30 protein-coding genes and 1 tRNA gene are annotated in these 25,493 nt (G+C 53.1%); 23 read left to right on the forward strand and 8 right to left on the reverse strand.

Going from position 1 to position 25,493, the window contains the following annotated elements; translation table 11 throughout:
• Positions 1–6 precede the first annotated feature (6 nt).
• Positions 7–873 carry an NAD-dependent epimerase/dehydratase family protein gene (locus ACZ1HV_RS00305; RefSeq protein WP_472716967.1) on the forward strand — a complete coding sequence of 289 codons (867 nt, stop codon included), beginning with the start codon at positions 7–9 and terminating at the stop codon, positions 871–873.
• Positions 874–893: 20 nt separating this feature from the next.
• On the opposite strand, the gene lipB is transcribed toward ACZ1HV_RS00305, so the two are convergent.
• The gene (lipB, locus tag ACZ1HV_RS00310) at positions 894–1,595 is read right to left on the reverse strand and encodes a lipoyl(octanoyl) transferase LipB (protein ID WP_298961920.1); all 702 of its coding nucleotides are present in this window, start codon (positions 1,593–1,595) and stop codon (positions 894–896) included.
• A gap of 96 nt (positions 1,596–1,691) precedes the next feature.
• Between lipB and ACZ1HV_RS00315 the strand changes: the two genes are divergently transcribed.
• The 6 genes from ACZ1HV_RS00315 (at position 1,692) to ACZ1HV_RS00340 (ending at position 4,344) form a co-directional block, all read left to right on the forward strand.
• Positions 1,692–1,958 carry a FliM/FliN family flagellar motor switch protein gene (locus tag ACZ1HV_RS00315; protein WP_152501420.1) on the forward strand — a complete coding sequence of 89 codons (267 nt, stop codon included), beginning with the start codon at positions 1,692–1,694 and terminating at the stop codon, positions 1,956–1,958.
• A gap of 130 nt (positions 1,959–2,088) precedes the next feature.
• A tRNA-Leu gene (locus ACZ1HV_RS00320) sits at positions 2,089–2,175 on the forward strand.
• A 132-nt stretch (positions 2,176–2,307) separates the two neighbouring features.
• Positions 2,308–2,619, forward strand: coding sequence for a DUF6538 domain-containing protein (locus tag ACZ1HV_RS00325; protein WP_472716968.1), 312 nt, complete (start codon positions 2,308–2,310; stop codon positions 2,617–2,619).
• A gap of 39 nt (positions 2,620–2,658) precedes the next feature.
• Positions 2,659–3,675 (forward strand): tyrosine-type recombinase/integrase, encoded by a 1,017-nt coding sequence (locus tag ACZ1HV_RS00330; protein WP_472716969.1) that lies wholly within the window; start codon positions 2,659–2,661, stop codon positions 3,673–3,675.
• 124 nt (positions 3,676–3,799) lie between these two features.
• On the forward strand, positions 3,800–4,081 hold the full coding sequence (locus ACZ1HV_RS00335) for a hypothetical protein (RefSeq protein ID WP_472716970.1): 282 nt from the start codon (positions 3,800–3,802) through the stop codon (positions 4,079–4,081).
• Positions 4,078–4,344 (forward strand): hypothetical protein, encoded by a 267-nt coding sequence (locus tag ACZ1HV_RS00340; RefSeq protein WP_472716971.1) that lies wholly within the window; start codon positions 4,078–4,080, stop codon positions 4,342–4,344. Before ACZ1HV_RS00335 ends, ACZ1HV_RS00340 begins: the two co-directional genes overlap by 4 nt.
• 1,138 nt (positions 4,345–5,482) lie before the next feature.
• On the opposite strand, the gene ACZ1HV_RS00345 is transcribed toward ACZ1HV_RS00340, so the two are convergent.
• The gene (locus tag ACZ1HV_RS00345; RefSeq protein WP_472716972.1) at positions 5,483–6,316 is read right to left on the reverse strand and encodes a hypothetical protein; all 834 of its coding nucleotides are present in this window, start codon (positions 6,314–6,316) and stop codon (positions 5,483–5,485) included.
• A 790-nt stretch (positions 6,317–7,106) separates the two neighbouring features.
• On the opposite strand from ACZ1HV_RS00345, the gene ACZ1HV_RS00350 reads away from it, so the two are divergent.
• Positions 7,107–7,550, forward strand: coding sequence for a hypothetical protein (locus ACZ1HV_RS00350; protein WP_472716973.1), 444 nt, complete (start codon positions 7,107–7,109; stop codon positions 7,548–7,550).
• 85 nt (positions 7,551–7,635) lie between these two features.
• Here ACZ1HV_RS00350 and ACZ1HV_RS00355 read toward each other — a convergent pair whose 3' ends face one another.
• From ACZ1HV_RS00355 to ACZ1HV_RS00365, 3 genes are all read right to left on the reverse strand, one after another.
• Positions 7,636–8,349 (reverse strand): phage tail protein, encoded by a 714-nt coding sequence (locus tag ACZ1HV_RS00355; RefSeq protein ID WP_472716974.1) that lies wholly within the window; start codon positions 8,347–8,349, stop codon positions 7,636–7,638.
• Positions 8,350–8,594: 245 nt separating this feature from the next.
• Positions 8,595–10,004 carry a D-Ala-D-Ala carboxypeptidase family metallohydrolase gene (locus ACZ1HV_RS00360; RefSeq protein ID WP_472716975.1) on the reverse strand — a complete coding sequence of 470 codons (1,410 nt, stop codon included), beginning with the start codon at positions 10,002–10,004 and terminating at the stop codon, positions 8,595–8,597.
• Positions 10,005–10,020: 16 nt separating this feature from the next.
• Positions 10,021–11,259 carry a phage tail tip lysozyme gene (locus ACZ1HV_RS00365; RefSeq protein WP_472716976.1) on the reverse strand — a complete coding sequence of 413 codons (1,239 nt, stop codon included), beginning with the start codon at positions 11,257–11,259 and terminating at the stop codon, positions 10,021–10,023.
• 1,051 nt (positions 11,260–12,310) lie between these two features.
• Here ACZ1HV_RS00365 and ACZ1HV_RS00370 point away from each other — a divergent pair.
• From ACZ1HV_RS00370 to mgtE, 8 genes are all read left to right on the forward strand, one after another.
• Complete coding sequence (locus ACZ1HV_RS00370; protein ID WP_298961917.1) at positions 12,311–13,243, forward strand: TAXI family TRAP transporter solute-binding subunit; 933 nt, start codon at positions 12,311–12,313, stop codon at positions 13,241–13,243.
• Between the two features lie 50 nt (positions 13,244–13,293).
• Positions 13,294–13,779 carry a hypothetical protein gene (locus ACZ1HV_RS00375; RefSeq protein WP_472716977.1) on the forward strand — a complete coding sequence of 162 codons (486 nt, stop codon included), beginning with the start codon at positions 13,294–13,296 and terminating at the stop codon, positions 13,777–13,779.
• Positions 13,731–15,182: a TRAP transporter permease gene (locus tag ACZ1HV_RS00380; RefSeq protein ID WP_472718381.1), complete on the forward strand. Its 1,452-nt coding sequence runs from the start codon at positions 13,731–13,733 to the stop codon at positions 15,180–15,182. The genes ACZ1HV_RS00375 and ACZ1HV_RS00380 overlap by 49 nt, the downstream gene beginning before the upstream one ends.
• Positions 15,182–15,763: a cupin domain-containing protein gene (locus ACZ1HV_RS00385; RefSeq protein ID WP_298820302.1), complete on the forward strand. Its 582-nt coding sequence runs from the start codon at positions 15,182–15,184 to the stop codon at positions 15,761–15,763. The genes ACZ1HV_RS00380 and ACZ1HV_RS00385 overlap by 1 nt, the downstream gene beginning before the upstream one ends.
• 263 nt (positions 15,764–16,026) lie before the next feature.
• Positions 16,027–16,443 (forward strand): ankyrin repeat domain-containing protein, encoded by a 417-nt coding sequence (locus ACZ1HV_RS00390; protein ID WP_472716978.1) that lies wholly within the window; start codon positions 16,027–16,029, stop codon positions 16,441–16,443.
• 195 nt (positions 16,444–16,638) lie between these two features.
• A complete protein-coding gene (locus ACZ1HV_RS00395) occupies positions 16,639–17,217 on the forward strand; it encodes a hypothetical protein (protein WP_298961910.1) in 579 nt (192 codons plus the stop codon).
• 54 nt (positions 17,218–17,271) lie between these two features.
• On the forward strand, positions 17,272–17,595 hold the full coding sequence (locus ACZ1HV_RS00400; protein ID WP_472716979.1) for a hypothetical protein: 324 nt from the start codon (positions 17,272–17,274) through the stop codon (positions 17,593–17,595).
• A 180-nt stretch (positions 17,596–17,775) separates the two neighbouring features.
• Positions 17,776–19,191, forward strand: a complete 1,416-nt coding sequence (gene mgtE / locus ACZ1HV_RS00405; protein ID WP_472716980.1) for a magnesium transporter — start codon at positions 17,776–17,778, stop codon at positions 19,189–19,191.
• A gap of 75 nt (positions 19,192–19,266) precedes the next feature.
• Here mgtE and ACZ1HV_RS00410 read toward each other — a convergent pair whose 3' ends face one another.
• Positions 19,267–19,707, reverse strand: a complete 441-nt coding sequence (locus ACZ1HV_RS00410) for a DUF1330 domain-containing protein (RefSeq protein ID WP_472716981.1) — start codon at positions 19,705–19,707, stop codon at positions 19,267–19,269.
• Between the two features lie 49 nt (positions 19,708–19,756).
• Here ACZ1HV_RS00410 and ACZ1HV_RS00415 point away from each other — a divergent pair, with 49 nt between their 5' ends.
• Positions 19,757–20,362, forward strand: a complete 606-nt coding sequence (locus ACZ1HV_RS00415) for a TetR/AcrR family transcriptional regulator (protein ID WP_298986993.1) — start codon at positions 19,757–19,759, stop codon at positions 20,360–20,362.
• A gap of 29 nt (positions 20,363–20,391) precedes the next feature.
• On the opposite strand, the gene ACZ1HV_RS00420 is transcribed toward ACZ1HV_RS00415, so the two are convergent.
• Positions 20,392–21,120 carry a MarR family winged helix-turn-helix transcriptional regulator gene (locus tag ACZ1HV_RS00420; RefSeq protein ID WP_472716982.1) on the reverse strand — a complete coding sequence of 243 codons (729 nt, stop codon included), beginning with the start codon at positions 21,118–21,120 and terminating at the stop codon, positions 20,392–20,394.
• Positions 21,121–21,263: 143 nt separating this feature from the next.
• Between ACZ1HV_RS00420 and ACZ1HV_RS00425 the strand changes: the two genes are divergently transcribed.
• Positions 21,264–21,689, forward strand: coding sequence for an organic hydroperoxide resistance protein (locus tag ACZ1HV_RS00425; RefSeq protein ID WP_472716983.1), 426 nt, complete (start codon positions 21,264–21,266; stop codon positions 21,687–21,689).
• 45 nt (positions 21,690–21,734) lie between these two features.
• Here the strand turns inward: ACZ1HV_RS00425 and ACZ1HV_RS00430 are convergent, their stop codons facing one another.
• Positions 21,735–22,613: a hypothetical protein gene (locus tag ACZ1HV_RS00430; RefSeq protein ID WP_472716984.1), complete on the reverse strand. Its 879-nt coding sequence runs from the start codon at positions 22,611–22,613 to the stop codon at positions 21,735–21,737.
• Between the two features lie 275 nt (positions 22,614–22,888).
• Between ACZ1HV_RS00430 and ACZ1HV_RS00435 the strand changes: the two genes are divergently transcribed.
• The 5 genes from ACZ1HV_RS00435 to ACZ1HV_RS00455 all read left to right on the forward strand — a co-directional run bounded on the left by ACZ1HV_RS00435 (position 22,889) and on the right by ACZ1HV_RS00455 (position 25,471).
• A complete protein-coding gene (locus ACZ1HV_RS00435) occupies positions 22,889–23,314 on the forward strand; it encodes a VOC family protein (protein ID WP_472716985.1) in 426 nt (141 codons plus the stop codon).
• Between the two features lie 57 nt (positions 23,315–23,371).
• A complete protein-coding gene (locus ACZ1HV_RS00440; protein WP_298820318.1) occupies positions 23,372–24,082 on the forward strand; it encodes a glycoside hydrolase family 25 protein in 711 nt (236 codons plus the stop codon).
• Between the two features lie 89 nt (positions 24,083–24,171).
• The gene (locus ACZ1HV_RS00445) at positions 24,172–24,573 is read left to right on the forward strand and encodes a MerR family transcriptional regulator (protein WP_298820319.1); all 402 of its coding nucleotides are present in this window, start codon (positions 24,172–24,174) and stop codon (positions 24,571–24,573) included.
• A complete protein-coding gene (locus ACZ1HV_RS00450) occupies positions 24,574–25,017 on the forward strand; it encodes a PaaI family thioesterase (RefSeq protein WP_298820320.1) in 444 nt (147 codons plus the stop codon).
• Between the two features lies 1 nt (position 25,018).
• On the forward strand, positions 25,019–25,471 hold the full coding sequence (locus ACZ1HV_RS00455) for a GNAT family N-acetyltransferase (RefSeq protein WP_472716986.1): 453 nt from the start codon (positions 25,019–25,021) through the stop codon (positions 25,469–25,471).
• The last annotated feature ends 22 nt before the right edge of the window (positions 25,472–25,493 follow it).

The following is a 25,493-nucleotide window of genomic DNA, read 5'->3' on the forward strand; positions in this document are numbered from 1 at the left end:
GTTTAAATGCACGTTCTGATAACCGGTGGAAGCGGTCTTGTCGGCCGTTTCATCGCTGATCGTCTTCACCGCGATGGCCACCAACTGACTGCGCTGGGCCGTCAGCCGCTAGATTGGCTTCAGGCAGGTTACCAATCCTGGAACCTTTCAGAGACGCAGTTTGTGGTGCCACAAGCCGATGTCCTGATCCATTGCGCCTTGTCACATGTACCCGGCAAGTACAGGGACGGTGAGGGTGATGACCCGCATGGCTTCATCGAACGCAACGCGGAAGGAACTGTGCGCCTGTTGGAAAGGTCAAAGGCGGCTGGAATTTCTCACTTTGTGTTCTTGTCGAGCAGGGCTGTCTACTCCGAGGTTGTCAACTGGGCTGTGCTTGGCGAAACAGCTGAAACAGAACCGAACACCCTCTATGGCCAGGTGAAACTGGTCTGTGAACAGGCGCTTCAATCTCTGTGCGATGACCGTTTCAAGGGCACATCCTTGCGAGCGACGGGTGTCTACGGGAAGGCGCCAGGAACCCAACGGCACAAATGGTCTGACCTTTTCGCGGCGTTTGAACGCGGCGAAAGCATCGGTCCAAGGCTAGGAACGGAAGTCCATGGTGAAGACCTTGCCGACGGCCTTGCCAGAATTCTGGACAATGGTTCTCAAAGGAAAAGACCCTTTGAGGTCTACAATGTTTCCGACTTGCTGCTCGACCGTCAGGACCTCATAAAACTCTATGCCGAGCACAAGGGAGTGAAAGGAGCAGCCTTGCCGCCGCGTGCTGAGGGACCCGTAGGTGTGATGGAGCCTGGCAAGCTGAAAGCACTCGGCTGGACACCGGGCGGCAAGGAGCGCCTTCAGGCGTTTATCGGTTCGCTCAGCTGAAAGGTTTCAAGTCAGCGCAGCTACCTGGTGTCACCGAAGATCTTTTCAAATTCCGCCCGCAACACGCTGTCGTTTTCTGCAAGGCCAACAGGGATACCGAGGTCTACGAGGCTGGTGACGCCATGCTCCTCCACGCCGCAGGGAATGATGCCGGAAAAATGCTCCAGGTCCGGCTCGACGTTGAAGCTGACGCCGTGAAAGGTCACCCATTTGCGCACGCGAATGCCAATGGCAGCGATCTTGTCCTCGACCTGCGCACCGCGGTCCGGCCGGCGCACCCAGACACCGACCCGGTCTTCGCGCCTTTCGCCGCGAATATGATAGTGCCACAGGCTGTTGATCAGCCAGGCTTCCAAGGCCGCGACAAAGGCTCTGACGTCCTGTTGCCGCCTTTTCAGGTCCAGCAAGACATAGGCGACCCTTTGGCCCGGCCCGTGATAAGTGTGCTGGCCGCCACGACCGGTGCGGTAAACAGGAAACCGGTCGGGCGAAACGAGGTCGCCGTCGTCCGCGCTGGTACCGGCGGTGTAAAGCGGCGGGTGTTCGAGCAGCCATACTTGTTCGGGCGCATCGCCTGAAATGATTCTCTCAACACGTTCGTTCATCGCGGCGAGCGCGGTTTCGTAGTCGACGAGCTTGTCGGAAATTGTCCATTCGACGGGTGCTGAGCCCGATTCTGGCAGAAATTTCAATGCGAGGCTGTCGCGGTCGGCAGGTGACATGTGGATGACACTTCTTTGTTTTTTGAGCTGGCTGGCCGAGCCGTGGTATGGTTAAGCGCTGGCGGCGTTCGCCCTATTTAAGGATCGATGTGTCTGATGACCACCTTTGATGAGATCAAAGTCGATATATCCGTTGTTCTCGGCGAGTCCGAGATGCCTGTCCATCAGCTGTTGCGCATGGGCCGTGGCGCGGTCATCGATCTCGACGTTGCTGAAGATGACGACGTCAAGATTTACGCCAACAACACGCTTGTCGCCAAGGGGCAGGTGGTGCTTTTGGGCGAAAGGATCGGGATCTCAATCACCGAGGTTCTGATGCGTCCGCCTGAAGTCCGTCCGATGAGGACCGACGGTCCGCTTTAGGCTTCCGGACAGGCCTCAAGAATATTTCCATGCCCTTGTGAATTAATGTCACTTCGGCCCTTGCGCGCCCAAAGCCCTTTTGCTACATGGAGCGCCTCGACGCTGACAGGCGCCGAAAACAATCGAATATGCGGTCGTGGCGGAATTGGTAGACGCGCAGCGTTGAGGTCGCTGTGGGGTAAAACCCGTGGAAGTTCGAGTCTTCTCGACCGCACCAAGATCACTTTACTAAGTGATTGTTTTTAAAGGCGTCCTTCGGGACGCCTTTTAAGTTTCAGCACCTTTTTCCAAAAAGATATAGCAAAAGACATAGCAAAAGACATAGCATTTGCCTAAAATGGGCATCGCTATGACCAAGCCTGACAGATATCTGCAGATGTTTCGCGGTCGCTGGCGCTATTGGCGCAGAGTGCCGAAATCCGTTGCCCATATCGACAAGCGCGGTGTCATTCAGGTGGCCCTGAAGACCGATTCCATCGAAACAGCCCGTATTCGGCGCGATGCCATGGAAGATGCCGATAACCTTTATTGGGCGTCTCTGGTGGCCGGTGGTGCGAAACAGGCCGAAGCCCGGTATGAAGCCGCCAGAGAGCGCGCGAAGGTGCTGGGGCACGCTTACAAGCGCCTGGACGATCTGGTGCAGGATGCGCCCCTTGAATAAATCATCGAAAGAATCATCGCCCTTAAAGGCAAATCGGACATGCAGGAGATCGTCGATGCCGAGGCGGTCCTGGGCGGGGCGCCGGCGCCGAAGATGAGCCTTTCAAAAGCCTGTGATGTTTTCATCGAAAAATGCGCTGCTGAAGAACTCACCGGCAAGAGCGCAAACCAGATCAAGGCCTACAAGAAGGTCAAACACCGGGCGGTCAACAATTTCATTAAGGTGGTTGGCGACAAGTACATCGATACGATCACGGTCGAAGATGCCGTCAGGTTTCATGACTGGTGGCAGGACCGGATCACCGGAAAGTCGTCAGAGAAGAAACTTTCAGGCAATTCCGGCAACCGGGATATCGGAAACCTGAGGCGGATCTATCGTGAGGTCTTTGCCCGTCTCGGAGAACGAAAGCGGCCGAACCCGTTTGACGGGCTGTCCTTCCAGGACCCGAAGCGCCTGCGCGAAACACCACCGCCGTTTCCAGTCACATGGATCAGGGATAAGCTGCTTGCTGCGGAAAGCTATGGCGCTGTTTCTGGTAAATTCCGGGCGCTGAATCCGCAGGCGATGATTATCTTCCTGACCTGCATTGAAACCGGCTGCAGACCTTCGGAGCTTTGCAATCTTGAACCCGGGCGGATCCATCTGGACTACAAGATCCCGCATATCGTTGTGGATTTCGATGACAACCGCGAAATCAAGACCGAGTCCAGCACGCGCCGGATTCCGCTGGTGGGGATCGCCCATGAAGCCATGAAACGCGCGCCGGACGGCTTTCCGAAATATCGGGACAAGGAAAACGCATTCTCGGCGGCAATGCTGAAGCACCTGCGCCGCCGCGGTTTGCTGCCGTCCGTCCGGCATGTTGTCTATTCCCTTATTCATTCCTTCGAGGACCGGATGAAAGCGACGCATGTCGATCCGGAAATGCGCCGCCTGTTCATGGGACACGCGATCAACCGGCCGGAATACGGCGAGGGCGGAGACCTGAAACTGCGGCTTGAGCTTCTGAAGAGGATCGAGCTGCCCTACGACAACGGCTTGCTGAGTCTTTTCTGACGCTTGGCGTTTTTTTCTAAAGTGCTTTCTCGCAAGAATTCACCGTGCTGACCGCTGGTTTCGTATGCGCCGAAGACGACTTTAAGCTCAAAGATTGAACAGCGCCGGATTGCGTTTTGCCGCCATGATGAGCAGGCGAGCCTGGTTCGGATCGGTCTCAAGCATCTTTGCCTGGCGAGCAAGGTCCGATTTTTTCAAATCGAAGGAGTTGGGACCTCTATTGGCCGTGGGCCTGCGTGCAGGCGTGGCGGTTTGGTCGTTTTCAGAATTGGTCAGCCGACACCTGCAGGGCGAGCGCGACGAAGACGAATTCCGCTCGGAAGCCGCTCCGCTGATCCTGGCAATCCTGAAAGACTTCACGACGCTGAAACAGCAAGCGCTGACCGTGCGGGGGGACGCCGAATGAGCCTGATCACAGAGATGGAAACGGGCGTTCAAGACGTCCGCGTTTATCGGCTCATTTTGGGGTCAATTCTAGGCGTACGCGATTTGCTTTCGTTCACCGACTTTCTGGTACTCGTGGCCATCGTAAGAAAAGAACCAGCCGAAGGCCTTGTGTGTCCAAGGAATGACGAGCCTTTCGTCGCGTGGCCATTCGACAGCGTCAATTGCATCGTTGTAGGACTTGGCGTCGATTGCCCGCAGAACAGGCGGTTCTTCTCCGCTTAATCATCAGGTTGAAAGCGGAATGCAGTCGCAAGACAGGTATCCGGATCCGCTTTGCCATGCGTGGCGGTTTCTAGGCTCTGGTTTTATGAAGTGATCTAAAACAGAGTTCGAGAAAATGTCTCAAACCGGCCCAAATTCGACGTTGAGACAACTGATTTCTGTTGCAGAGGACCCTTCGCAGAGCGGACCTTGGATGTCCAATAAATCGAATGCTCGTACGGTCTCTGCATTGCTTAGTTAAACCGAGTATCGGCAACTGGAAATTTCTTGCTGCTGGACGGAGTACAGGTTCAAGACGTATTTCAGACTTCTTTGATCGCACGACGAAGTTCTGTATCTGTCAGATAGCATTTCTCGGATCGAGCCCTGCTAACTGGCATTCTCAGCACAAAAAACAGACTTAAGATCGACCATTTTTCCAACATTTATTGAGTTGGAGGATTCGCATGTTCGGTTGCGGCACAGTTAGGCGTTTGGCTGAGACGGACCTTCATATCGTTCGTGAGTTGGTTTAGGACGTAATCGAACTTTTCGTCTGAGTCTTTGAACGTTCCGGTCTCGGATATCTGAGACATACTGTCAGCGATCATCCAGTTGCATTGCGTTCCAAAGATGGTGGCCACACGACAGAATGTTCGGTCATCTTTCCAAATGTCTGGCTTTGCGTATAAGGATCTGCAGAACTCAAGGTTTTCCGCCTTATTGTCTGTTATTGCTCGGTTGCCCGCACCTGTCGCATAACCGAGGCCGAGGGCCAGTGCGAACGCCGCAGCGCAGAAGGATGCGACGAGGCCTTGGGACCGGTCAACGCCGAACAGGTATGCGGCCACGCCGCCAACCAACGCGAGGGCCGCTGGAATAACGTCGCCTACGACGCCGTCACGGCTCGTACCGCCAGCGATGCCCGCGACCGCGCCGAGGGTCGCGAGCCCGAAGATTAGAATGATAAGGCTCTTCCGTTCCGACGGTCTCGAGAAAAAAGGCGACCACGCCTACCAGTGTCACTGACAAAGCAATGGAGATGATGATCAGTGGCAAGTCGAACATTAGACTTTGTAAAATCGTGTCGAAATTTATCATTGTTTCCCTGTAGCCGAAATCGGATCGAATTAGAGATGGTTAGATGGAAATAACACCTTCACTGAGCCGAGGGGATTGCAGTGAAGAACATTTCAGGTCCTTCGTATTTTGATGAAGGAACACCATCGCCACCAGACCGTTTGATCGGGAGACGGGCCCGAGGGCATTCACAGCTCGCAGCGTTCGAGCTACTGGCCTGCATGGCGTAGAGCGAAGAGGCGTAAAACCCAGGCTCTGCAACCCCAGAATCGCGATATAAATTCCGCAGGTTGCTCTCGTAAACAGTTTCATCTGCAGGGGCCGCGCTCCAATCCTCAAGGTTTACGTCGGCCATTCGAGCCAATACGTTGGCAGCCTTTTGCTCGGTTCCAAAGGGCGCCACCTTCCACATTTGCATATGATCGATGGCGTCTTTTATTTCGGCGAAGCCTTTGCTCCCCTCCGCAATCACTCCGCCGAGATTGAAGGTGACGTAAACGTCTAATGCTTCTTTTTTCTGTGGGCTGTTTGGGTCACCCGGCGATCTGGTAGGCACGGTTGTGGGACAGGTGCATTGGCGTCGCGATATCGCGGGAACAAAACCGCCGGCTATTGCCAATGATGTCGGAGGGGGCAAGTCGCCAATTTCGACGACGTTACTTTGGCCGAACAGACGGAAATGGGTCTTGTTTGACCAGTTCACGTAGTTTGATGGGGCTTGGTTAACAGCTACGTAAGCGTCGTCTGAGAGACAAAGCAACAACGTATGCCGTGTGACACTTATGTCGTCGTCGTTCGATGCTTGCTGGAAGTTTGCAATCTCTAACATGCACTTCTCGTTGTAGATTGCTGGGGTATCTGCACTGGCTATGCTAATGCTCAGCCCCACCCAGCAAACCGTCAGCGTCGACACCCTGTGACTTATCCGCATTTTCGCATTCCTCTTACCAAGCGAGGCTGGTTCATTCGTTGATGGTGTCACAAGTCCGCTCTTCCGTTTTGCTCAAGCCCATCAACGCCGCTCAGACTTTCAGAACTGGTAGTGCAAACCGATTTGAACTGGGTGCCACTATTCTGTTGGTCGGATCGATCGTGCCTATAGTGGTGTCGTCCACTCGAGCCTTCTCCACGTTACTTGCGTTAACGTTGTCCCCAATCGCCGCTTGAAAAATGAGGAAGTTGTGTCGGACTGCGCTGTCGCGTACTAAAAAATAGCTTCATGCTGACTACCAAAAACAGAATCTAATACCCAAAGTATTACCTAGCTAAGAGTGCATGTCTAGATTGAAACTCCATTTGTTCCCTTAGGCCGATCCGGTGGCAAATAGAAGAGCCCGCTTCTAACCTTTGATGCTAGCGAGTTCCCTCAGTGTTCGGCAACCAAAAGAAGATCCGATTCTCGCTCCCGTTAACGACGACTAGAAGGCTAGTTGGGTGCTTCGCGCAGTGCAGGTCCGGATCGAGCACGTTCGAGACTTTTCTTATAGTTGCAGTTGGCATTATGGGGTTGGAACTGTATGCGCCACCAAGAATGCTTCAAAGGCTTAGTTTCGGTCATCTGATAACATTTTCGGATGACGCGGTCGTCATTCTCCACCCGACGTTGAGCAGTTGATCACCCGCCTGAAAGCGGAGTGTGACCGCCAGGGTGGAAAGCGTCGCCGTTTTGCCGTGCGCGGTGGATTCTAATGATTGGATTTTCCATGCCAGAACTGAACGATCTTCAATACCTGCGAGCGGCCTCGCAGGTGTTCGACACACCCTTGTTGCTTTCAGAAACCCAAGGGCTTCTGATCGGTGAGTATCTTGCCGCGCGTATGCACGGACTGACGCCGCCTGAACCGCAGGGAAACCGTTTCCGGGGTGAAGAGGCGTTTGAACCGGGTAACGATGGACCTGAATGGCAGGGTTACGCCATGGTCGGAAGTGTTGCGAGGATCGGCCTCATGGGCGAGCTAGTCAATCGAGGCAGCTGGATGGGGTCGCACTCTGGCATGACCTCTTACGAGGGTTTTGCCGAACAGATGAACCGTGCCAGCGCTGACAGTGCCGTGGCTTGCTGTGAAAATGCGTTCGGTAACCGGTCGGTTTATCCATCAGGTTGTCGATCGCGTCGCAGACATCCCCGGATAGCGGTATTCCCTTGAGCAGATCTTGGCCTCACGCATGACCTGGACAGCGTCATTGCTGCGAAATGTCCGTAACCGTCTGGATGCTGTCGCGTATACCGACTCAGTCTTTCTTGCAAAAATAGAGGGCAATATATGGGGGCATGTTGTTGTGAGCCTGCCCACCGCCTGTCGGCGCGATAGCAAGATCTGCCACTTGTTTGGGATCGGGAGTTTCTCCTCCGAGGCTCAAAGTGGTGGTATAGTCGCCTTCACGTGACCCAACAGTAACTCGAGGATATGTGTTCTCATCAGGCACATTGCCTCGTAGTTGTTTGAATTCGTGATCATGATCCGGCAACTGATCGATAGTGAGCATGTGGTCTTCTGCACCCCCATGTTGTCCACGAATGTAGTACGTCAGGGGTTCGCCTTTGGCATCATATCTCATCTTGCCAGGAGCCTTTTGTGGATCTCCGGCACCAATGATCACACGCCCATGCGCACTTCTAAACGAATGCCAACCAGATGGGCATTGCACGCTATCACTTAAGTCAAATGCTACCACGATTCCTTGCGGAAGATTTGCGTCGCTACCCCGCGGGCCAACCTCACCCTGTTTTCCCGGAGGTCCAGGAACCGGAGCTTTCGCCTCCAGAACAGTAATTTTTTCCTGGAGTTGCTTATTCTCATTTTCCAATTGGACCAAGCAACTGATGATCGCTTTCGGTACATTGGTTGCCGTGTGAATTGAATTTGCGCATTCTGTAGCCTGTGCAGAAACAGAAAAACAGACACCAATAATTGCCGCCATGGACAGCGCTAATTGTTTGCGCAATCTCGCCACTCCTCTAGTGTCTCAGGATTGGAGCAATCAGAACTTGATTGCTGTGTAAACATCCAAGCAACGATTTGCTTTCCGAACGTAGATCCAGCGCTAAAAAGGATAACTAAGAATAGACCGGCGAGGACAAATAAGAATGTTCGACGAGGATTTTCCCTAGCTCCTTGCCACCAACTTTCGATGTCACCAAATTTCATTCATCCAACCCGATGCTCGACCAGAATCAAAAGCCTTATATGCTAACGCCGGTCCCAGAAAGCATTTCGGCCGCGGGTGTCGATATGAACAAAGTTACTGTAGATCCCGATTCCTCCCTTGAATTCTCCGCTGTCGCGCAGCCTTTTGGCAATTTTGTACCAGTCGAAAGAATTGCCCGCGTTGGGACCGAGGACCGTGAAATCTGCGGCGTCAAAATACATGTGCCGGCTGTCATCTGCGCCACCAACATCCCGGTTGTATGCAGGGCTGCGATAGATGCTCGTCAACTTGACTGGAGCACCAACTTCCTTACGGATTTTATCCAAGACCTCAACTAGAGGTACTACATTTTTGTAGAGGCTTGGGTCCGGGTCGGTGTTCGACTTGTGTGTCTTGTTCCCATTTCCCTTGAATAACAGTTCTTTCCAATTGAAATGGTCGATATGAGACAGGTTTTTAAGCCAAAACGCTTCAAAGGGGTGGCTGGCCTGGCCGCCGGGATTCGAGAAATCGTTTTGAAGGTTTGAAGTCGGTTCTTGGGTGGCGATATTTCCTGGGAACTTGGAAGGTGATGCCGCTCCTCGGGTGCCATAATAGCGTTGCATCTTGGTTTTTCTTTTGGATCCCGAAGAAGATCCGAAATGAAAGCCAACAACTGTTGCAAAAGCTGCAGCAAGGGCCCCGAAGGCAACCAGGAATACTTCTTTAGTATTGTTGTCTACGGTTTTGGTGTCATTGGCATTGGTTTTCGTCTTTCCGTTTGCTTGATCGGTTGGTTTCGGAGTCGCGTCGACAACAGGCGCACCCGGAACAGCCGGTTCAACGGGTGCTCCGGAATCTGTTGGATTGGGCTGTGCTCCCGCAGCAGCAAGATCTGGCTCTGCTCCTGCAGCAGCAGGATTTACTGGTGTTTCCTGAGCGTTGGAATCGGATTTTTCGTTAACAGTGACCTTATCGAGCGGTTTGGTAGCAATGATGAAAATGAAGCCGATAAATGCGGTGGTAATGATGACTGAAAGAGCCGGATTGAGCCACGAAACCCATGGAGATTCGGAAGTTGCAGCTTTGAGCGCATGAGCCCGTGCTGCGTTTGTGCTTTCGAGGTTTTTTTCTAGCAATTCAAGGTCATATTGGTGCTGCTTTTCATTTGAATCCAATTCTCTTTGCTTGGATTCAAGTGCATCGCGCATTCGTTTCTCTTGAGCCTGATTGTCTTTTTCGGCTTTCTGATTTGCAATTTCGGCGAGCTGTATCCTTAGCTCGGCAATCGCCTCCGGACTGTTTTCAATATTTGATTTAGCTTGCGCAGCGTCATCCACGCCGGCGATTTTTTTCACGAGCGTCACAACTTCGTTCGCCAATTCTTCGGATTTGTCGTCTTTTACCAGTGACCCAATAGCTGGAATAATGGAGGCGGCAAAATCGATCAGATCCAATAGTTTTTTGTCCATAAGAAATCTCCCAGTCTCAAACCGAATTGTTGCGGCTAGCCTTGAGCGCTTCTTGAGCCCATTTCAGACGGCTATCAAAGTGTTCAATTCCAGGACGTTCAAATTTTTTCATAAAACTCAGCGTTGAGTCTCTTAGGGACTGGGTCTGACGCAGGTGCGCAAGTGCACGCTTTTCTGTCGTGCGAAGTTCGTGGACCAGGAAGCCGTAGTTCGCTTCATCGCTGGTCCAATCTTCGATGTTTTTACTCTTGCACCACGCGTCGAACGCACGCCTACGGGGTCCGGTCCATTGGGCCCAACCCTTTCCACCTTTACTCCCTGCAACGATTGGATTTTCTTCCTGTAACTTGCGGAAGCCGAAACATTCTTGGCCTAAATTGCCTAAGATTCCAGCCGATTGATTAAGCGTTAAGCCAAACTCAGTCATCAGGTCTTGCATGATTTTGGGAGCTTTTTGCCTGAACAGTCCAAATGTCCCGCCGGGATCAGGCAAGTTTATCGCGGGTTTTGGCCGTGGGATCGGTTGTGTTTGGTTGGTCCCCTGGCTATCTGTAGAAGGTCGGTTGTATCCTGTCTCTGTTGCAACATTTACATCACCGGGGATTGCGCCGGTTTCAGGATTGGCTGGATCCGAAAGGATCATGTCATCTTTGTCACGGGAACCTGTCGACGACCCAAAATGAAACCCCACGACAGTTGCAAATGCTGTTCCGAGAGCGCCGATCGCGGTATAGAAGATTTCGATATTTTCGATCGGGCCTTGCGAATAAAAGATAAAAAGGAGTGTTCCTAGAAATCCAATTGTTATCCCGATGGACAGCACCGGATTAATTCCAGCAACCCACCACTTGTCAGACTTCGTCATCTCGAGCGCGTAGTCTCGTGCAGCTTGAACGCTTTTGAATTCAGAATTTAGAAGATCAAGTTGTTGTTTTTGTTTCTGCTCGCGTTCTGCGCTTTCTAGCTCCAGGAACGCTTTTTCAATCTGCTCTTGTTCCTTCTCAGCTCTTTCCTGTTCCTCACGCGCTCGAAGTTCCAGAGCGCTCAATTCGCTTCTGAGATTGGCAGCAATTGTCTTGTCGTTTTCAACTTTTTGAAGAGCTGCTTGTTCATCGTCGGTTTCAAGCAGACGTTTGACGATATCTTCCGCCGCTTCCCTGATGTCGCCGCCATCCCGGTCAGCGGCGAGAATCTTAAAAAGGCTGGGTACAACTGTAACGGCTACTCCAAGTAGCCCGGTAATCAGGACACTCACGAGACAATCTCCGAAAAAATAGATTTCGCGTTAAACGTTAAACTGTCAAAATTACGCTTACACTAAAAATTGCGTTAACTCAAACAAAGTATAGTTAGGGTTGCTTTTTACCTGTCACTTTTATCATGTGAAATTGAGCCAATGGTACTATGTTCAAAGTAATGCGTTCAGAGCGTTGACCCTCAAGTTTGAGAGGGACTGTGCATATTTTCTGGTGGCAAGGTTCTATTTGAGAAACTGGCTCTGAGCAATGAGATGCATCACAGTTTGAATTGGTGAAGCTAATTCAAGGTGTGCAGGTCTTTGGCTTTTGCCAAAACACCGAATTCGTCCACCTGCCTTGAACGCAAAACTCAGATTAGCTCACATCTCTACCGGTCAGCCGTTACCGAGTGCTGCACGTTTTTGCTCTTACGTTGTTTTATATCGAACACTAGGAATTCATTCGCGAAAAAGTCAAATTTTTCAAATTAAGTTCGATGCGGCCTATATGGCAAATGACATAGCAAATGAGATAGCTTTTCAAAGAGGATTCAAATTTTGGCATTGATTTCTTTGGAATTTTGCTACTCTTTGAGTCTTCTCGACCGCACCAAAAACAATCAGACTACTGATTGATGAATAGGCGTCCCTCGGGGCGCCTTTTTTGGTTGTTACGCAGGTTTCAGGCACACTATTTTCAGACCAAGTCTTTCAGAAGCAATGTCAGGACAATTATTGCCAGTCGCTGTGCAACAGCCGGTGATGTGCTGTCGCAGCGATCGGGCGAGCAGGCATTGGGAATGCGTCATGCTACGTGCAGGCTCCACCTAGTCTCCGATTGGGGTGCGACAGAGTTTTCTGGTTCCTCAATTGTGCACGGAAAGCGCGCCAACTCTCTCAGCCGATCCATATCCCAAGTGCCTACTTTGACCTGCATGCATTGCCTTGAATGGTCGGAAGCCAAGGAAGTGCGAAAACCCGTTTTTTTTAATTTTTACTTATAATATCGATTTTTTTGGATTCTTTGCTAAAATACCGTAATAATGGCTTCGGTACCAGGGAGGATTTCATGATCAAATCACTGAAGACAGTCGCAGCCGCTGCTGCGGTATCGCTCATAGGCTCGGCATCGGTGGCCGAAGAGTTGCGCATTGGCACTGCGTCGCTGGGCGGTGCGTTTTATCCTATGGGGCAAGCCATCTCCAACGTCGTCAACAAGCATGCCGGCGAGGGGATTTCGATGGTTCCGATCGTGACCGGCGGTTCGGTGCAGAACCCCAATCTGATCGCTTCCGGTGAAGTCGAGATTGCCATCACGAACAACAATCTGGCGGTCCTTGCGACGAAAGGGGCTGGACCCTACAAGGCGGCCGGACCGATCGACATCGGCGCGGTGGCTGCGCTTCACCCGTCTGTTCTGCACATGATGGTTCTTGCCGACAGCGACATTCAGACGCTTGAGGACCTGAAGGGCAAGCGCGTTGCAGTTGGTCCGGCCGGTGGCGGGACACTGGGATTTGTGAACTTTCTGTTCCCTCTGCATGGCATGTCCATCGATGACATCACGCCCAGCTTCGTCTCTTATTCCGACGGTTTCAGCCAACTCACCGATGGCACGGTAGATGCCACGCTGGCTCTTTCCGGCTTTCCGGCAGGCGCGGTAATGCAGGCTACAGCCGGTGCAGATCTCCGTTTCATTTCGTTCTCTGAAGGAATGCTCGACAAGGCGCTTGAAGCAAACGGAGCATTTGTGGAGGTTGAAGTGCCGACGGATGTCTACGGTACAGCTGAACCGGGAACCGTGATCGGTGTCAACAATATGCTGATCGCACCCAACGACATGGATGCCGCGACCGTTCAGGCAGTGACCTCGGCGATTTTCGAAAATCTTGATGAACTGAAGGCTGAAAACGCCAACGCACGTCAGATTGACCCGGCAATGTCGTTGAACCTGGCAATCCCGCTGCATCCGGGTGCCAAGGCTTATTTCGACAGCAAGTAGTCTCTCTTCAATGGTTGGGGGAAGCGCCCCCAACCAGTCAGGATCCAGCTTTGACTTGGCTATCCCGCTATTTGACCGTGCAGAACGGCGTCTTTGCCGCTGGCTTCGCGCTTGGGGCCTATCATTTGCTTGTCGTCTCGGGCGTGATTGCGATCTCGACCATGCCGATGCGCGTGACGCATGTGATGCTCGCCTTGTCATTGCTGTTCGTCATCAAACCAGCTAGCCGGAAACTGGCAGGGACCAAGGTCAATGCCGTTTTCACTGCGGTACTGGTTGTTGCAGCGATCGGGGCAAGTTTATGGATGTTGGCCCGCTGGAAAGCGATTGCTTTCAGCGGTGGCATAACCACCGACGCTGATTTTGCTGCCGGTGTGGTGCTTCTGATCATTGTCTTCGAGGCTGCCCGGCGCGGGATCGGGCTGATCCTGGCCGCGATCACTTTCCTTTTTTCCTTTATCCCTTTGCCGCGCCGTATTTGCCGGGAGTGCTGGAAGGGCGCGGGTCGACACTGGAACGGATCGTTGTGGTTCTGACGACCGATACGGCCGGCATCTATGGCATTCCAATCGGTGTGGCGGCGACCTATATCATCGTCTTCACGATCTTTGGTGCGCTTCTGTCGAATTTTGGCGCGGGCGACTTCTTCTTTCAATTGTCGGTGCGCTGCACACGCGGCCTTCGAGCAGCGTCCGCCAAGGCCGCTGTTCTGTTCTCGACGCTCATTGGCATGGTCAGCGGGTCGGCTGCGGGCAATGTTGCAGTGACGGGTACCGTAACGATCCCAATCATGAAACGCGAAGGCTATGCGCCCCATCAGGCAGCATCGATCGAAGCTGTTGCTTCCACGGGCGGGCAGATCATGCCACCGGTGATGGGGGCGGCGGCATTCATCATGGCTGAGATCGTGGGAGTGCCATACACCTCAGTGATGGCAGCTGCGATCTTGCCGGCGCTTTTGTTCTTTGGATCGGCCTTTGTAGTTGTACACCTACAGGCGGTAAAGTCCGGGATAGCACCGAACACGGGTACAACAGCGAGTGAAGAGCCACTGTTGAACGTGGTGTTGAAGGGCGCGCCGTTCATCGCAGCCTTTGGTACGCTGATCACAATGATGCTGATGGGCTTTTCGCCGTTCATGGCCTCTCTTTGGGCGATGCTTGTCCTGGTTACCGGCGATATCGTTCGCAATCGCCGGATCGACAAGGTCTTTGCCTGGAAGGTCGTCACCTCCATTTCCGAAGGCGCACGCTCGGTGGTCACCATTTCGGCTGCCTGTGCCGCTGCTGGAATCATTGCCGGAGTGCTGGGCGTGACAGGGCTTGGATCGAAGATCGCCACGCTGATCGATCTTGCGTCCGGCGGGTATCTCCTTCTGGCATTGTTCTTCACCATGGTGACGTCCATCATTCTCGGGATGGGGTTGCCGACGACGGCGGCATACCTGATCCTGGCGACGGTTGTCGCGCCAGCCCTGGTGAAACTTGGTGTGCCGGTCCTGACGGCCCATTTCTTTGTGTTCTACTACGGCTGCATTTCGACCATCACGCCACCTGTGGCCCTTGCTTCGTACGTGGCAGGCGGTATTGCCGGAGCGGACGTCAACAAGGTTGGCTGGACCGCGGCAAGCTACGCTGCGACTTCCTTTGTTCTGCCGTTTGCGTTTGTCTATGGCCCAGGGCTCCTGATGAACGGTTCCTTGGGTGCCAATGCAATCGCGGTCGTCACTGCTGCGATCGGAACCTTTGCTGTTGCGGTTGCCATCATAGGCACGCTCAGTCGGCCACTATCAGCTTCGGTTCGCGCATTGGCTGCCGTTGCAGGGCTTTGCCTTTTGTTCCAGGGGTGGCTCAGCGCCGCCATCGGTATTGTTCTGTTCCTTGCGGTTGTCGCAATAGACCGCGCTCATCCTGCAACCTCAAATCCGAAGAGAACCTGATGCAGCACAGAGAGTTTCGACGCGTTGTCACCGGGCATGATGCCAATGGTACTGCCGTCATTGAGAGCGACGAGATCGCCACACAGATCCTTGAGCGGCCAAATCGCCCTGGCGTGCGTCTGACCAACTTCTGGCTGACCGATCAGACACCGGCAGAATATGACGGGTCGACCGAGACGTGTACGGGACCGTTCATTCTGCACCCACCCAAGGACGGCACGGTTTTTCGTTGTGTCGAGTTCATGCCGGAAGACCCGGAGGTTATGGCAAGGCTCTCCAGCGAGGATGGTGCAGCGGCCTTTGCGGAGATGGGGGCAGGCGCCAATGTTGTGCAAGGAGGGCGTCATCCCTGGATGCATCGCACCGATTCAGTGGATTATGGGATTGTTCTGTCCGGTGAGATCTGGATGCTGATGGATGAGGAAAAAGAGGATGTTCTTCTCAAGGCCGGTGATGTCGTTGTGCAGCGTGGAACCAATCACGCCTGGGCCAACCGCGGGACGGAGCCGTGCACGATCATGTTCATCCTGATCGATGGTGTCACCAAAGCCGGTGAGGGAAAGGGTATTCCGCCGCGTTGAATGATCAAGATGCGAGTTGCCTTTCACTGGGAGAGGCCATTCTGGACGCTGATGTTTCCTTGAATGTCAGTTGCGGGAGCGATAGCCGTCAAGCACACAGCGTTGCTGACTTCCTCAATGATTTGCGCGGCCACCATCAAGTTTCAGCAAACTCAAGTTCCAATTCCAGTGCCGCTTTCCTAGAATTGAGATCACAAGATTCACGTTGTGAAAAGGACTGCCTGCTTAAGGCTTGAAACAGTCAAAATAACGAGGTGGGTTCTGTGAGCAAGAAATTGAAGCGGAGGCAGTCCCTGGAAGAAATCCTGGCGTCTTGTTCCGATACACTCTTTCCCGCGGATCTTGGCGCTGCACCGGTGACGGTCGACAGCCGCGATGCCGATGGGGATACACCCCTTCATGTACTGGCTCGGCGTGGAAACAACTATGGCCTTGAAAGGCTGATTGAGGCAGGTGCCGACGTCAATGCGATCGGTGACATGTCTGAGACGCCATTGCATGTCGCCTTGCATCAGAAAAACCTTGTTGCGGTTGAATTGCTTCTGAATGCAGGCGCAGTTGTCTCGTTGGTCTCGGAGTTCGACCAATCACCTCTGAGTATCGCAAATGATCTCGGTGGCGAGTTTAGAGCCTTGATGAGGCAAAAAGCCGGTGCCGGGTCTGTCAGCCAAGGGGAATAGTGGTTTGGCTCCTTTGGCATGCCACGCATTTCCGTCAATGCGAACGGGACGGTTGCCTTGAAAACGGCGACGTGGCGAATGACCAGTGCAGCTTCATTCTTACCGGGTTTTGGTGCGAGGCTTTCTTGTGTTTAGTATCGCCCTGCAATAGGGACTTCAAAGCCACTTGAAGGTGCGTTTTTTTAGGAGGTCGTTATGCCCAACTCTGTTTCTTGGACGGTTCTGTCCGTTGTGCTTGCTGTTTCCTCATTTGCGTTTGCTTCGCACGCTGGTGCTGAGACCGGGGCGATCGCTCCAAGTGCTGTTTCGGGCATGGAAACGGCTCCCGTGGACGGTGACATTTATCGCTACAAGGCAGTGCTGGCAGACAGTGAAGAGGGAGCTGATCTCTATATCTTCACGGATGCAGGGGATGGATGGACGCAGGATGTCTACGCAAAGGACATCGTATGGCGCGGTGGCATCGGGCAAGAACCCTGGATCGAGACGACCGAGAAAGGTGCACTCAAGGTCTATTCGGAGAACAGTTCAATTGGGCGCAACCGCTGGGAACAGATCCTGACCATCGCCTATCGCAAAGGCCGGTTTCTGGTCGCCGGCTACACCTATACGTATTACGATACGCTGGATCCGGAAAGTAACGGCATTTGCGATGTCAATTTGCTGACAGGCAAGGGCGAGTTGAATGACAAGACCTTTCGAACGAGTTTGAAAGCTCTGCCGGTTGAAGAGTGGACGATGGACACCAGGCCGCCTGAATGTAACGAAAACTAAGGTTCTGCTTCCATCGACAGATTGAGGTCCACAATCTTTGAAAGAACAAGCCCAATGCACGCAAAGCGGATGCGGCGGTCTCTGGCACTGTCCCTTGTCCTGTTGACAGGTCTCGCAGCAGGCTCGTCGGCGATTGCCCAGAGCCTGTCGACCAATCCAGGGCGTTTCGGTGCAATGACCTGTCAGCAGCTCTGGTACGTGGAGCAGGAAGTTCTGGCTGAAGGGCGCGTGTGTCTGAAAACGCAAAGGGCGCGACGCGCATTCAGCCGGGCCGAGCGTTGTATTTCAAATGACGAGGACATCTTGCCGACAAAAGCGCGAGACTATCTGGAGAACCTCAGAAGTGTGGCGCGAGGCAAGAGTTGCCGCGGCTTTTAAAACTGAAAAGATCTGTTGCTGAAAGTGCCGTTTCACGCCGAGCCGTTCATGAATTTCTGTCCAAGTCTGTGGACCGGTTGAGTTTTTGCGGTGGCGCTTCGTGCCGTCTGACGCTAGTTCTTGACGGCAGTGCGGCGCTGGGCGCTGCGGGCAGTTCGTCTAAGGAGTGGGAGGCGCCGGATGAGTGACGCAGCTGAGCTTGACGTTCGAACCTCACCCGTTCCTGCCATTCCTGTTCGCGACGGGGACGAGCGCCTTAATCCTGATTTTATCGTTGCCGTCGAAGCAGCCATCAAGGCGCATGATGCCAATGACCTGAGACAGCTTGCAGGCGATTTGCATGAGGCTGATACCGGCGACCTGCTGGAGACGCTAAACGGCGACGACCGGGCGGAATTCATTCAACTGCTCGGAGATAATTTCGACTACACGGCGCTGACGGAAACCGATGAAGCCGTGCGCTTGCAGGTATTGGAGGACCTGCCGCACGAGGTTATCGCAGAAGGTCTGGAAGATCTCGATTCAGATGACGCCGTCTACATTCTGGAAGACCTCGATGAGGACGATCAGGCGGCAATTCTGGAAGAACTGCCTTACGCCGACAGAGCCCAGCTGAAAAAGGCGCTGGATTATCCTGAAGACAGTGCGGGCCGACGCATGCAAAGCGAATTCATCGCGGTTGCACAGTTCTGGACCGTCGGCCAGACCATCGACTACATGCGCGAAGCCAGGGACCTTCCGGACAGCTTTTATGAAATCTATGTCGTTGATCCTGCTTTCAAAATGCTTGGATCGGTTCATCTGGACAAGATCCTGCGCACCAAACGGGCGCGGAAGGTGACAGATATCATGGAAGAGAACCGTCAGGCGGTTCTCGCGACAGAGGATCAGGAGGAAGTTGCCAGGCGGTTCGAGCGTTACAATCTTGTTTCCTCAGCTGTGGTGGATGAAAACGACCGCCTGGTCGGGGTGCTGACGGTCGATGACATTGTCGACGTCATTCAAGAGGAGGCAGAAGAAGACCTTCGAGCGCTCGCGGGTGTCGGTGATGAGGAAATATCCGACGACGTGGTCACGATTGCGCGCTCTCGCCTTGCCTGGCTGGTTGTCAATCTTGGAACAGCTGTCCTGGCGTCTGTGGTTATTGCGTTGTTTGAGGAAACGATCGAAGCCATGGTCGCTCTTGCCGTTCTGATGCCGATTGTGGCGTCCATGGGCGGGAACGCTGGAACGCAGACCATGACTGTCGCAGTGCGCGGTATTGCCACCCAGGAACTCAGCGCGCGAAATCTTCTGCGCGTTCTCAATCGCGAAATCCTTGTGAGCGCGGTCAATGGGCTGGCATTGGCCTTCCTCATTGGCATCACTGCATGGCTCTGGTTTGCCAGTCCCGGTCTTGGGGTCGTGATCGCCGGTGCCATCATCATAAATATGTTGTTTGCCGGTTTCTCCGGACTGTTGATCCCGATTGTGCTTGACCGGATAAAGGTCGATCCGGCAATTGCGTCCAGCGTTTTCGTCACCACCGTGACGGATGTTGTTGGCTTCTTTGCTTTTCTCGGAATTGCGGCGCTGTGGTTTGGATTGCCGCTTTAGCCATCATTCACGCTGCTTATGCACTGGTGCGATCAATGGAAAAGGCTGCGCTCTGGTGAACGCAGCCTTTCTTTCTCAGTCGCCGCACACCAGCACCTTTTGGCGTTCGCAGGCGGCTGTGCGGTGGTGAAACGCACTGCGGTAGGTTTCGTCGGAATATAGCGCGATCAACGCATCAAGGTTCGGATAGGACCCGATTGCGATCAGGTCCCAGTCTTCGTCTTCACCCATGAACATTCCCTGATAGGGGCCAACATAAAGGAAACTCCCGCCAGCCTGTTCCATGGCGGGCATGCTGACGGATGCATAGTCCGAGAAGGCCTCTTGGCCGGTCGGAGCGGCGTGGCCCTCGGAGTATTCGGCGTTCGCCCGCAACTTGAAGAAGTTGATCAGGGTTATTGGTTGATCAGCAGGCCTTTGCAGGAGTTGAGACCATTGGCTTTCGGTCGGGCAGGCACCATCGCTGCCGGATCCATACCAAGACGTGAATTGGGTAACCTGTTGGTTGACGTTCATGAGCAATCTCCATAACTTTACATGTGTCAAATTGCAGGAAACTTTACACGTGTCAAGTCAAGCTAGGTTGCAGCGAACACGCGCAGAAATTCTCGACAGTGCCTGGACCCTGATTTCAAAGAGGGGAACAGAGGTCTCAATTGCTGAAATTGCCAAGGCTTCAGGCATCAGTCGGCAGTCCGTCTACGACCATTTCGGATCGAGAGGAGGGTTGATTCTGGCATTGGTGCGCAGGGCCGATGAGCGGCTCGATATTGAAGCGAAACTGTTTTCAGCGTTTAAGACCGAGGATCCGGAAGATCGCCTGAAGGCAACCGTCAGTGTCTGGATCCACTTCGTTCAGGAGATTTTTCCCGTAGCGACCGATCTGATACGGCTGAGAGCGACCGACGAAGACGCCTCTCTTGCCTGGGAAGACAGAATGTCGGAACTGCGTGAATGGCTGCTTGAACTCACGCGAACCCTGGAAGAAGACAAGGCTTTGCAACCGGCATGGTCTTCGAAAGAAGCCTCAGAATATTTGTGGGCGTCTTTCAGCGTTCAGATGTGGGGACTGCTGACGCAGGATTGCGGCTGGCAAAGGGAGGCTGCTCAGGACGTTCTGACACGTACGATTTGTCAAGCCTTGTTGCGCCCAACAACAAGGCCTGACTAGTTTTCCGAAATCAGACTTTTTGAACGATGTCAGGTGCCTGCATCTTTATCCCTTAAATTGTCCCGAAGCCTCATGATCCTGGACTGGAGATCTGTAATTTCTTCAAGGTTCAATCCGGTTGATGCAAAAATGCAGGAGCCGAAATGTTCGGTTTTCTTCTCAAGGGCGCGTCCCTTGCGTGTCAGTTTGAGGATGACCTGACGTTCGTCTTTGACGTTACGTGTCCGGGTGACCAGCCCCATGACTTCCAGCCGTTTCAGCAGCGGGGTCAGCGTGTTGGTGTCTAGCTGAAGCTTGGCCGTGATGGCGCCGACCGGCACATTGTTGGTTTCCCAAAGCACTGTCATTGCAAGAAACTGCGGGTAGGTAAGACCGATTTCCTTCAGCAGTGACTTGTAGACGCCATGCATTGCGTGATTGGCAGAATAGAGCGCGAAGCAAATGTATTTGTCGAGCGTGATTGGCTCGCTTCCGACAAGATCGTCCGCGACTTGGACAGCTTCGGCAGAAGTGTTCAACGGGCCATTGCTTTTGCCCGTATCATGCAGGCTTTGAGCAGGCGCTTGCTCGCTACCGACTTGTTGAGGCTCGGCGGTCTCTTCCGCAATGTCTTCACGTTTCTTTTTTGATGCCTTGGCGTTTTTCGGCCGTGCTTTTTTCTTGGAAGAAGGCGATTTCTTTTTTGGTTTTTGGGTCTCTTCAGATGCAGTCATTCCGAATGCATCCAGAAGCGACATCTGGTCGGTCGTCTCGTTCATGCGCGTTTTATAAATCGTGCGCGATATGATCGCAAGACATTGACTGCGTATATCAATGCCTATATGTGCACAAATTATGTCGTGTACGATAAAAACGTATGCGATTTAAAATTTCAAATCTTGCTAGCCAAAGGAACGAGCAGATGACAGTGGAAGTTCTTTATGAAACCAGGGCACGGGCGACAGGCGGACGCGACGGGTCCGCAAAGACTTTGAGCGGATCCTTTGAAGTGAAGCTTGCAACACCGAAGGAGCTTGGCGGAGCAGGTGGTAAGGGAAACAATCCGGAAGAACTTTTTGCCGCAGGCTATGCCGCCTGTTTTATCGGCGCGATGAAGTTTGTCAGCGGGCAGGACAGGATTACGATCCCTACAGAGACGGCAATCACCTCAACAGTAGGCATCGGCCCGCGTTCAGAAGGCGGATTTGGCCTTGAAGTTGCGTTGGAAATTTCATTGCCAGGTCTGGAGCGGCAGGTTGCCGAAGATTTGGTTGCCAAGGCTCACCAGGTTTGTCCTTATTCGAACGCAACCCGAAACAACATTGAGGTCAAGTTGACGGTCGTCTGACGACAAAGCGTTTACTCCCACCCAAAGTCCACGTTCAAGAAGAGGCTATTGGGTGAGTTTTGGCCCGGCCTGGTACACAAATTTTTGCCAGGACGGGTCAAGCCCCTCAATAAACGGGTTGCTCAAGCGGAAAATCCTGCGGTTGTCCAGTTTTGCGAAATCAACGCTGGCTCGGTACTTTTGGTCCCAGAGTTCGAACAAGGACCCGTCCTCGTGAGCAAGCAGCAATCCTTCGTGCACCCGGGCGATCAATTCCTTGTTTTCGCTTGATGTCACGAGAAAGCGCGGCAAGGGATAGTAGATGCAAATTGCTTCATCATATGCGAGGCCGTCTATTTCGAGATGGGACTGCCATTCGTTGAGGAGTTCGTTTGCACCGCGTAGAAACAGATCCGACCGGCCCAACGCGACCATTGAGAACATGGCCTCGTATTCAGCACCGGTCCTGACTTTGAAGCCGTGATGTTCCAGAATTCGTGTGTCTAGCCAACCCAGCCCTTGAAGTACTTCGAACTTCTTGAGCTCCTCAAGCGTTCTGACTTTCGAAAGCGCCAATTTCGTCTTGTTGGATACGAGGGCGACACGGTAGCCGACGACGCCAAGATCCACGGGAAAGGGGATTGCGGTCAGGCTGTCCGGTAAATCGTTGTTCATCGAGAACTTGATGATGAAATTTGTGTATTTGTTGTTTGATGCGTCAATCAGGGCGCGCTTTGAGTTTTGACCGACGGGCGTGTCTTGTATTTTGAAGTCGCCGTATTTCGTCCGGGTCTTGGCCAGGGCGAGTTCGATGACCGCACGGTCGTATTCATATCGCTTGTCGGTTGGCGATTCCGGTCCCTGCACGGTGACAGTCATTGCCGCATGCGCCGATGCTATCCATGCTGCCAATGCACCGATGCTGGCAAAAAATTTCGCGAACAAATAGATTTCTTTTCTGATCGGCAAGGATGTCAGATCCGATGTTATTGAATTCAAGATAAGCATAACTTACTCTTGATTCCGCCCCGTTTAAGTAAACTCTGTCACGTGCAGTGTCCGAATTGCAATTGAAAATCGGTGTATAATCTTGCTTGATTGTTTATTATTTCTTGTGAATTGCATCTTGTAGTTGTTTCTAGGTTGAATATACTTGTGACCTGTTAATAATTCTACTGTCGAAATGTGCAGTGTTTGATGTCCCGAAAGGGTGTTTGTTGATGAAGAGACCCGCAATAGCAGGGATTTTGGAGACAGCGGTCTACGTTGACGACATGGATGCGGCGCATGCCTTTTATTCCGAAGTTCTTGGATTGAAGCGTATGGTTGCCGGTGAACGCCTCTGTGCTTACGACGCAGGTCCTGCCCAGGTCCTGCTTGTCTTTCATCGGGGGCACACAGGGGAAGACGTTGAAACCAGTGGTGGGACCGTACCTGGTCATGACACCAATGGGCATAGCCATTTCGCTTTCAAAATCGCTTCAGACGAAATGAGAGCCTGGCGCAGGTATTTGCAGGAAACGGGGACACCAATCATAAGTGAGGTCACGTGGCCGGCCGGTGGTCGCAGTCTCTATTTCAACGATCCGGACGGGAATGTTCTTGAATTGGCAAGCGCTCCGCTCTGGCCGAATTTCTTAGCATGAAATTAGGGTCTCAAGCGTATTGGTGCGCACGCAGGATTGAACCAATCGGATGACAAAATGAATTTCTTGCAAGCGATTTTGCGCACCTTGTTCTACGTTGTGGTCGGCGGTGTCATTTCGATTGTCGGAGCAGCGTTTTTCTTCATGAACTGGGAACCAGATCAGGATGACTTCCCCGTGCGCGGCATTGACGTGTCCCACCATCAGGGGACCATCGACTGGACAAAGGTCGCGGACGACAATGTCGCCTTTGCCTATATCAAGGCAAGCGAGGGCGGTGACTTCAAGGACAGTGCATTCACCAAAAACTGGGCGGCAGCCGGTGCTGCCGGGCTTGAAAGAGGTGGCTATCACTTTTTCAGTCTTTGCAAGCCTGGTAGGGAACAGGCTGAAAACTTCTTGAGTGTCTTGCCGGAAGCGCCGGATATGCTCGCGCCGATGGTTGATCTGGAGTTTACCGGCAATTGTGCCCGCCGTCCGCCCGTTGAAGAAGTGCTTCGTGAAGTCAGCGATTTCGCGAACACAGTTGAAGCCGTTGTCGGCAAGCAGGTGCTTTTTTACGCGCCGGAAGACTTCTATCGCACGTACCTGAAAGGGCAGGGGCTGAACCGCCGGCTATGGACGCGATCCATCTGGCACTCACCGGCCTATTCCCAGGACTGGACGATCTGGCAGTTTCACAACAGAGGATCTGTGGACGGGATATCCGGGGATGTCGATCTGAACGTACTGAACAGCGATCTGACACTTGATGCTCTCAAGTCATAGATATTATCTAATTGAAAAATATATAATAAAATAGATGAGTTGACTTTAACGTAAAAAGGCTGAACTGTGCGCTCCAACGAGGAGCAGCCATGCAGCGCTATTTCACGATCACGCAACTAACCCAGGAATTCGACATTACGACTCGAACTTTGCGCTTTTACGAGGCGCAAGGATTGGTGTCGCCCACAAGACGCGGGCGGCAACGTCTCTACACACCTGGCGATCGAACCCGCATCAAATTGATCCTGCGTGGAAAACGCCTCGGATTTTCGCTGAATGAAATCCGCGAAATGATTGAGATGTATGCCAGCGCGCCGGGCGAAACCGGACAGCTGCGATTGCTCCTGGACAAGATTGAAGCGCGGCGCGAAGAGCTCCTGGAAAAGCAGCGTGATATCGAGTTGACCTTGTTGGAGCTGGATGAGGTGGAAGCCGGGGCTCGAACAAGAATAAGCGAACTTGATGTCAATGCGACATCGGAGGATGCCTGAATGGACCTGACACCACGAGATCCCAATTGGGAAAGCCGAGTTCGTGACAGTTTCAGCGCTCAGAAGTTCATGGCCCTAATCGGTGCCAGGCTTGTTCATCTTGCACCGGGTGGTGTCGATCTGGAGCTGAACCTTAGGCCCGATCTGACGCAACAGCACGGTTATTTCCATGCGGGCGCGACGTCGTCGATCGCCGACAGTGCGGCAGGGTATGCAGCTCTAACGCTTTTTCCGCCGGAAGCCGGTGTTCTGACAAGCGAGTACAAGATCAATCTGCTCAACCCTGCGGACCAACCTGTGTTGCTCGCCAGAGGCCGAGTGATCAAACCGGGCCGAACCCTGACGATTGCGCGGTCCGATGTCTATGGGCTGGACGACGGCACACAGGTGCATGTCGCCACTGGACTTTTCACCCTGATGAGCGTCTCCGGCGTGAAAGACTGATATGATGCACAACCTGACGATCAGGCCGCTGCAGCCCGCGGACAAGCCTTTTTGGCGCGCACTTTGGCAGGCCTATCTTGAATTCTATCAGCAAGACCTTGCCGCGGAGATAACCGACCACTTATTTGAACGGCTGCTTTCCAGTGACGGCCACAGAGCACTGGTGGCTCTTGACGGCGAAGAGATGGTTGGCCTGGTTCATTACCTTTTCCACGACAGTACATGGTCGTCGCAGATGACCTGCTACCTGGAAGATCTTTTTGTCGTCTCGACACTTCGTGGAAGTGGCGCTGGCCGCAAACTGATTGAAGCCGTCTACGCTGCAGCTGATGCCGAACCGCTGGCAAGCGGCAATGTCTATTGGCACACACATCAACACAATGAACGCGCGCGTCTCCTCTACGACCGTATTGGCGACTTGAGCGAGTTTGTCCGTTATGACCGCTCTCGATAGCTCGGGAGCCAGGGAGGTAAAA

It is taken from the genome of Roseibium sp. JB4-4 (genome assembly GCF_055693425.1).

Bases quoted from the DNA above. Each gene is read 5' to 3' on its own strand.
- ACZ1HV_RS00340 (WP_472716971.1), top strand. From the start codon at position 4,078: ATGAGCCTGATCACAGAGATGGAAACGGGCGTTCAAGACGTCCGCGTT.
- ACZ1HV_RS00450 (WP_298820320.1), top strand. From the start codon at position 24,574: ATGGACCTGACACCACGAGATCCCAATTGGGAAAGCCGAGTTCGTGAC.
- ACZ1HV_RS00315 (WP_152501420.1), top strand. From the start codon at position 1,692: ATGACCACCTTTGATGAGATCAAAGTCGATATATCCGTTGTTCTCGGC.
- ACZ1HV_RS00455 (WP_472716986.1), top strand. From the start codon at position 25,019: ATGATGCACAACCTGACGATCAGGCCGCTGCAGCCCGCGGACAAGCCT.
- ACZ1HV_RS00395 (WP_298961910.1), top strand. From the start codon at position 16,639: ATGCCCAACTCTGTTTCTTGGACGGTTCTGTCCGTTGTGCTTGCTGTT.
- ACZ1HV_RS00350 (WP_472716973.1), top strand. From the start codon at position 7,107: ATGCCAGAACTGAACGATCTTCAATACCTGCGAGCGGCCTCGCAGGTG.
- ACZ1HV_RS00440 (WP_298820318.1), top strand. From the start codon at position 23,372: ATGAATTTCTTGCAAGCGATTTTGCGCACCTTGTTCTACGTTGTGGTC.
- ACZ1HV_RS00370 (WP_298961917.1), top strand. From the start codon at position 12,311: ATGATCAAATCACTGAAGACAGTCGCAGCCGCTGCTGCGGTATCGCTC.
- ACZ1HV_RS00335 (WP_472716970.1), top strand. From the start codon at position 3,800: ATGATGAGCAGGCGAGCCTGGTTCGGATCGGTCTCAAGCATCTTTGCC.
- ACZ1HV_RS00435 (WP_472716985.1), top strand. From the start codon at position 22,889: ATGAAGAGACCCGCAATAGCAGGGATTTTGGAGACAGCGGTCTACGTT.
- ACZ1HV_RS00425 (WP_472716983.1), top strand. From the start codon at position 21,264: ATGACAGTGGAAGTTCTTTATGAAACCAGGGCACGGGCGACAGGCGGA.
- ACZ1HV_RS00410 (WP_472716981.1), bottom strand. From the start codon at position 19,707: ATGAACGTCAACCAACAGGTTACCCAATTCACGTCTTGGTATGGATCC.
- ACZ1HV_RS00330 (WP_472716969.1), top strand. From the start codon at position 2,659: ATGCAGGAGATCGTCGATGCCGAGGCGGTCCTGGGCGGGGCGCCGGCG.
- ACZ1HV_RS00305 (WP_472716967.1), top strand. From the start codon at position 7: ATGCACGTTCTGATAACCGGTGGAAGCGGTCTTGTCGGCCGTTTCATC.
- ACZ1HV_RS00400 (WP_472716979.1), top strand. From the start codon at position 17,272: ATGCACGCAAAGCGGATGCGGCGGTCTCTGGCACTGTCCCTTGTCCTG.
- lipB (WP_298961920.1), bottom strand. From the start codon at position 1,595: ATGTCACCTGCCGACCGCGACAGCCTCGCATTGAAATTTCTGCCAGAA.
- ACZ1HV_RS00325 (WP_472716968.1), top strand. From the start codon at position 2,308: ATGACCAAGCCTGACAGATATCTGCAGATGTTTCGCGGTCGCTGGCGC.
- mgtE (WP_472716980.1), top strand. From the start codon at position 17,776: ATGAGTGACGCAGCTGAGCTTGACGTTCGAACCTCACCCGTTCCTGCC.
- ACZ1HV_RS00360 (WP_472716975.1), bottom strand. From the start codon at position 10,004: ATGGACAAAAAACTATTGGATCTGATCGATTTTGCCGCCTCCATTATT.
- ACZ1HV_RS00420 (WP_472716982.1), bottom strand. From the start codon at position 21,120: ATGAACGAGACGACCGACCAGATGTCGCTTCTGGATGCATTCGGAATG.
- ACZ1HV_RS00385 (WP_298820302.1), top strand. From the start codon at position 15,182: ATGCAGCACAGAGAGTTTCGACGCGTTGTCACCGGGCATGATGCCAAT.
- ACZ1HV_RS00445 (WP_298820319.1), top strand. From the start codon at position 24,172: ATGCAGCGCTATTTCACGATCACGCAACTAACCCAGGAATTCGACATT.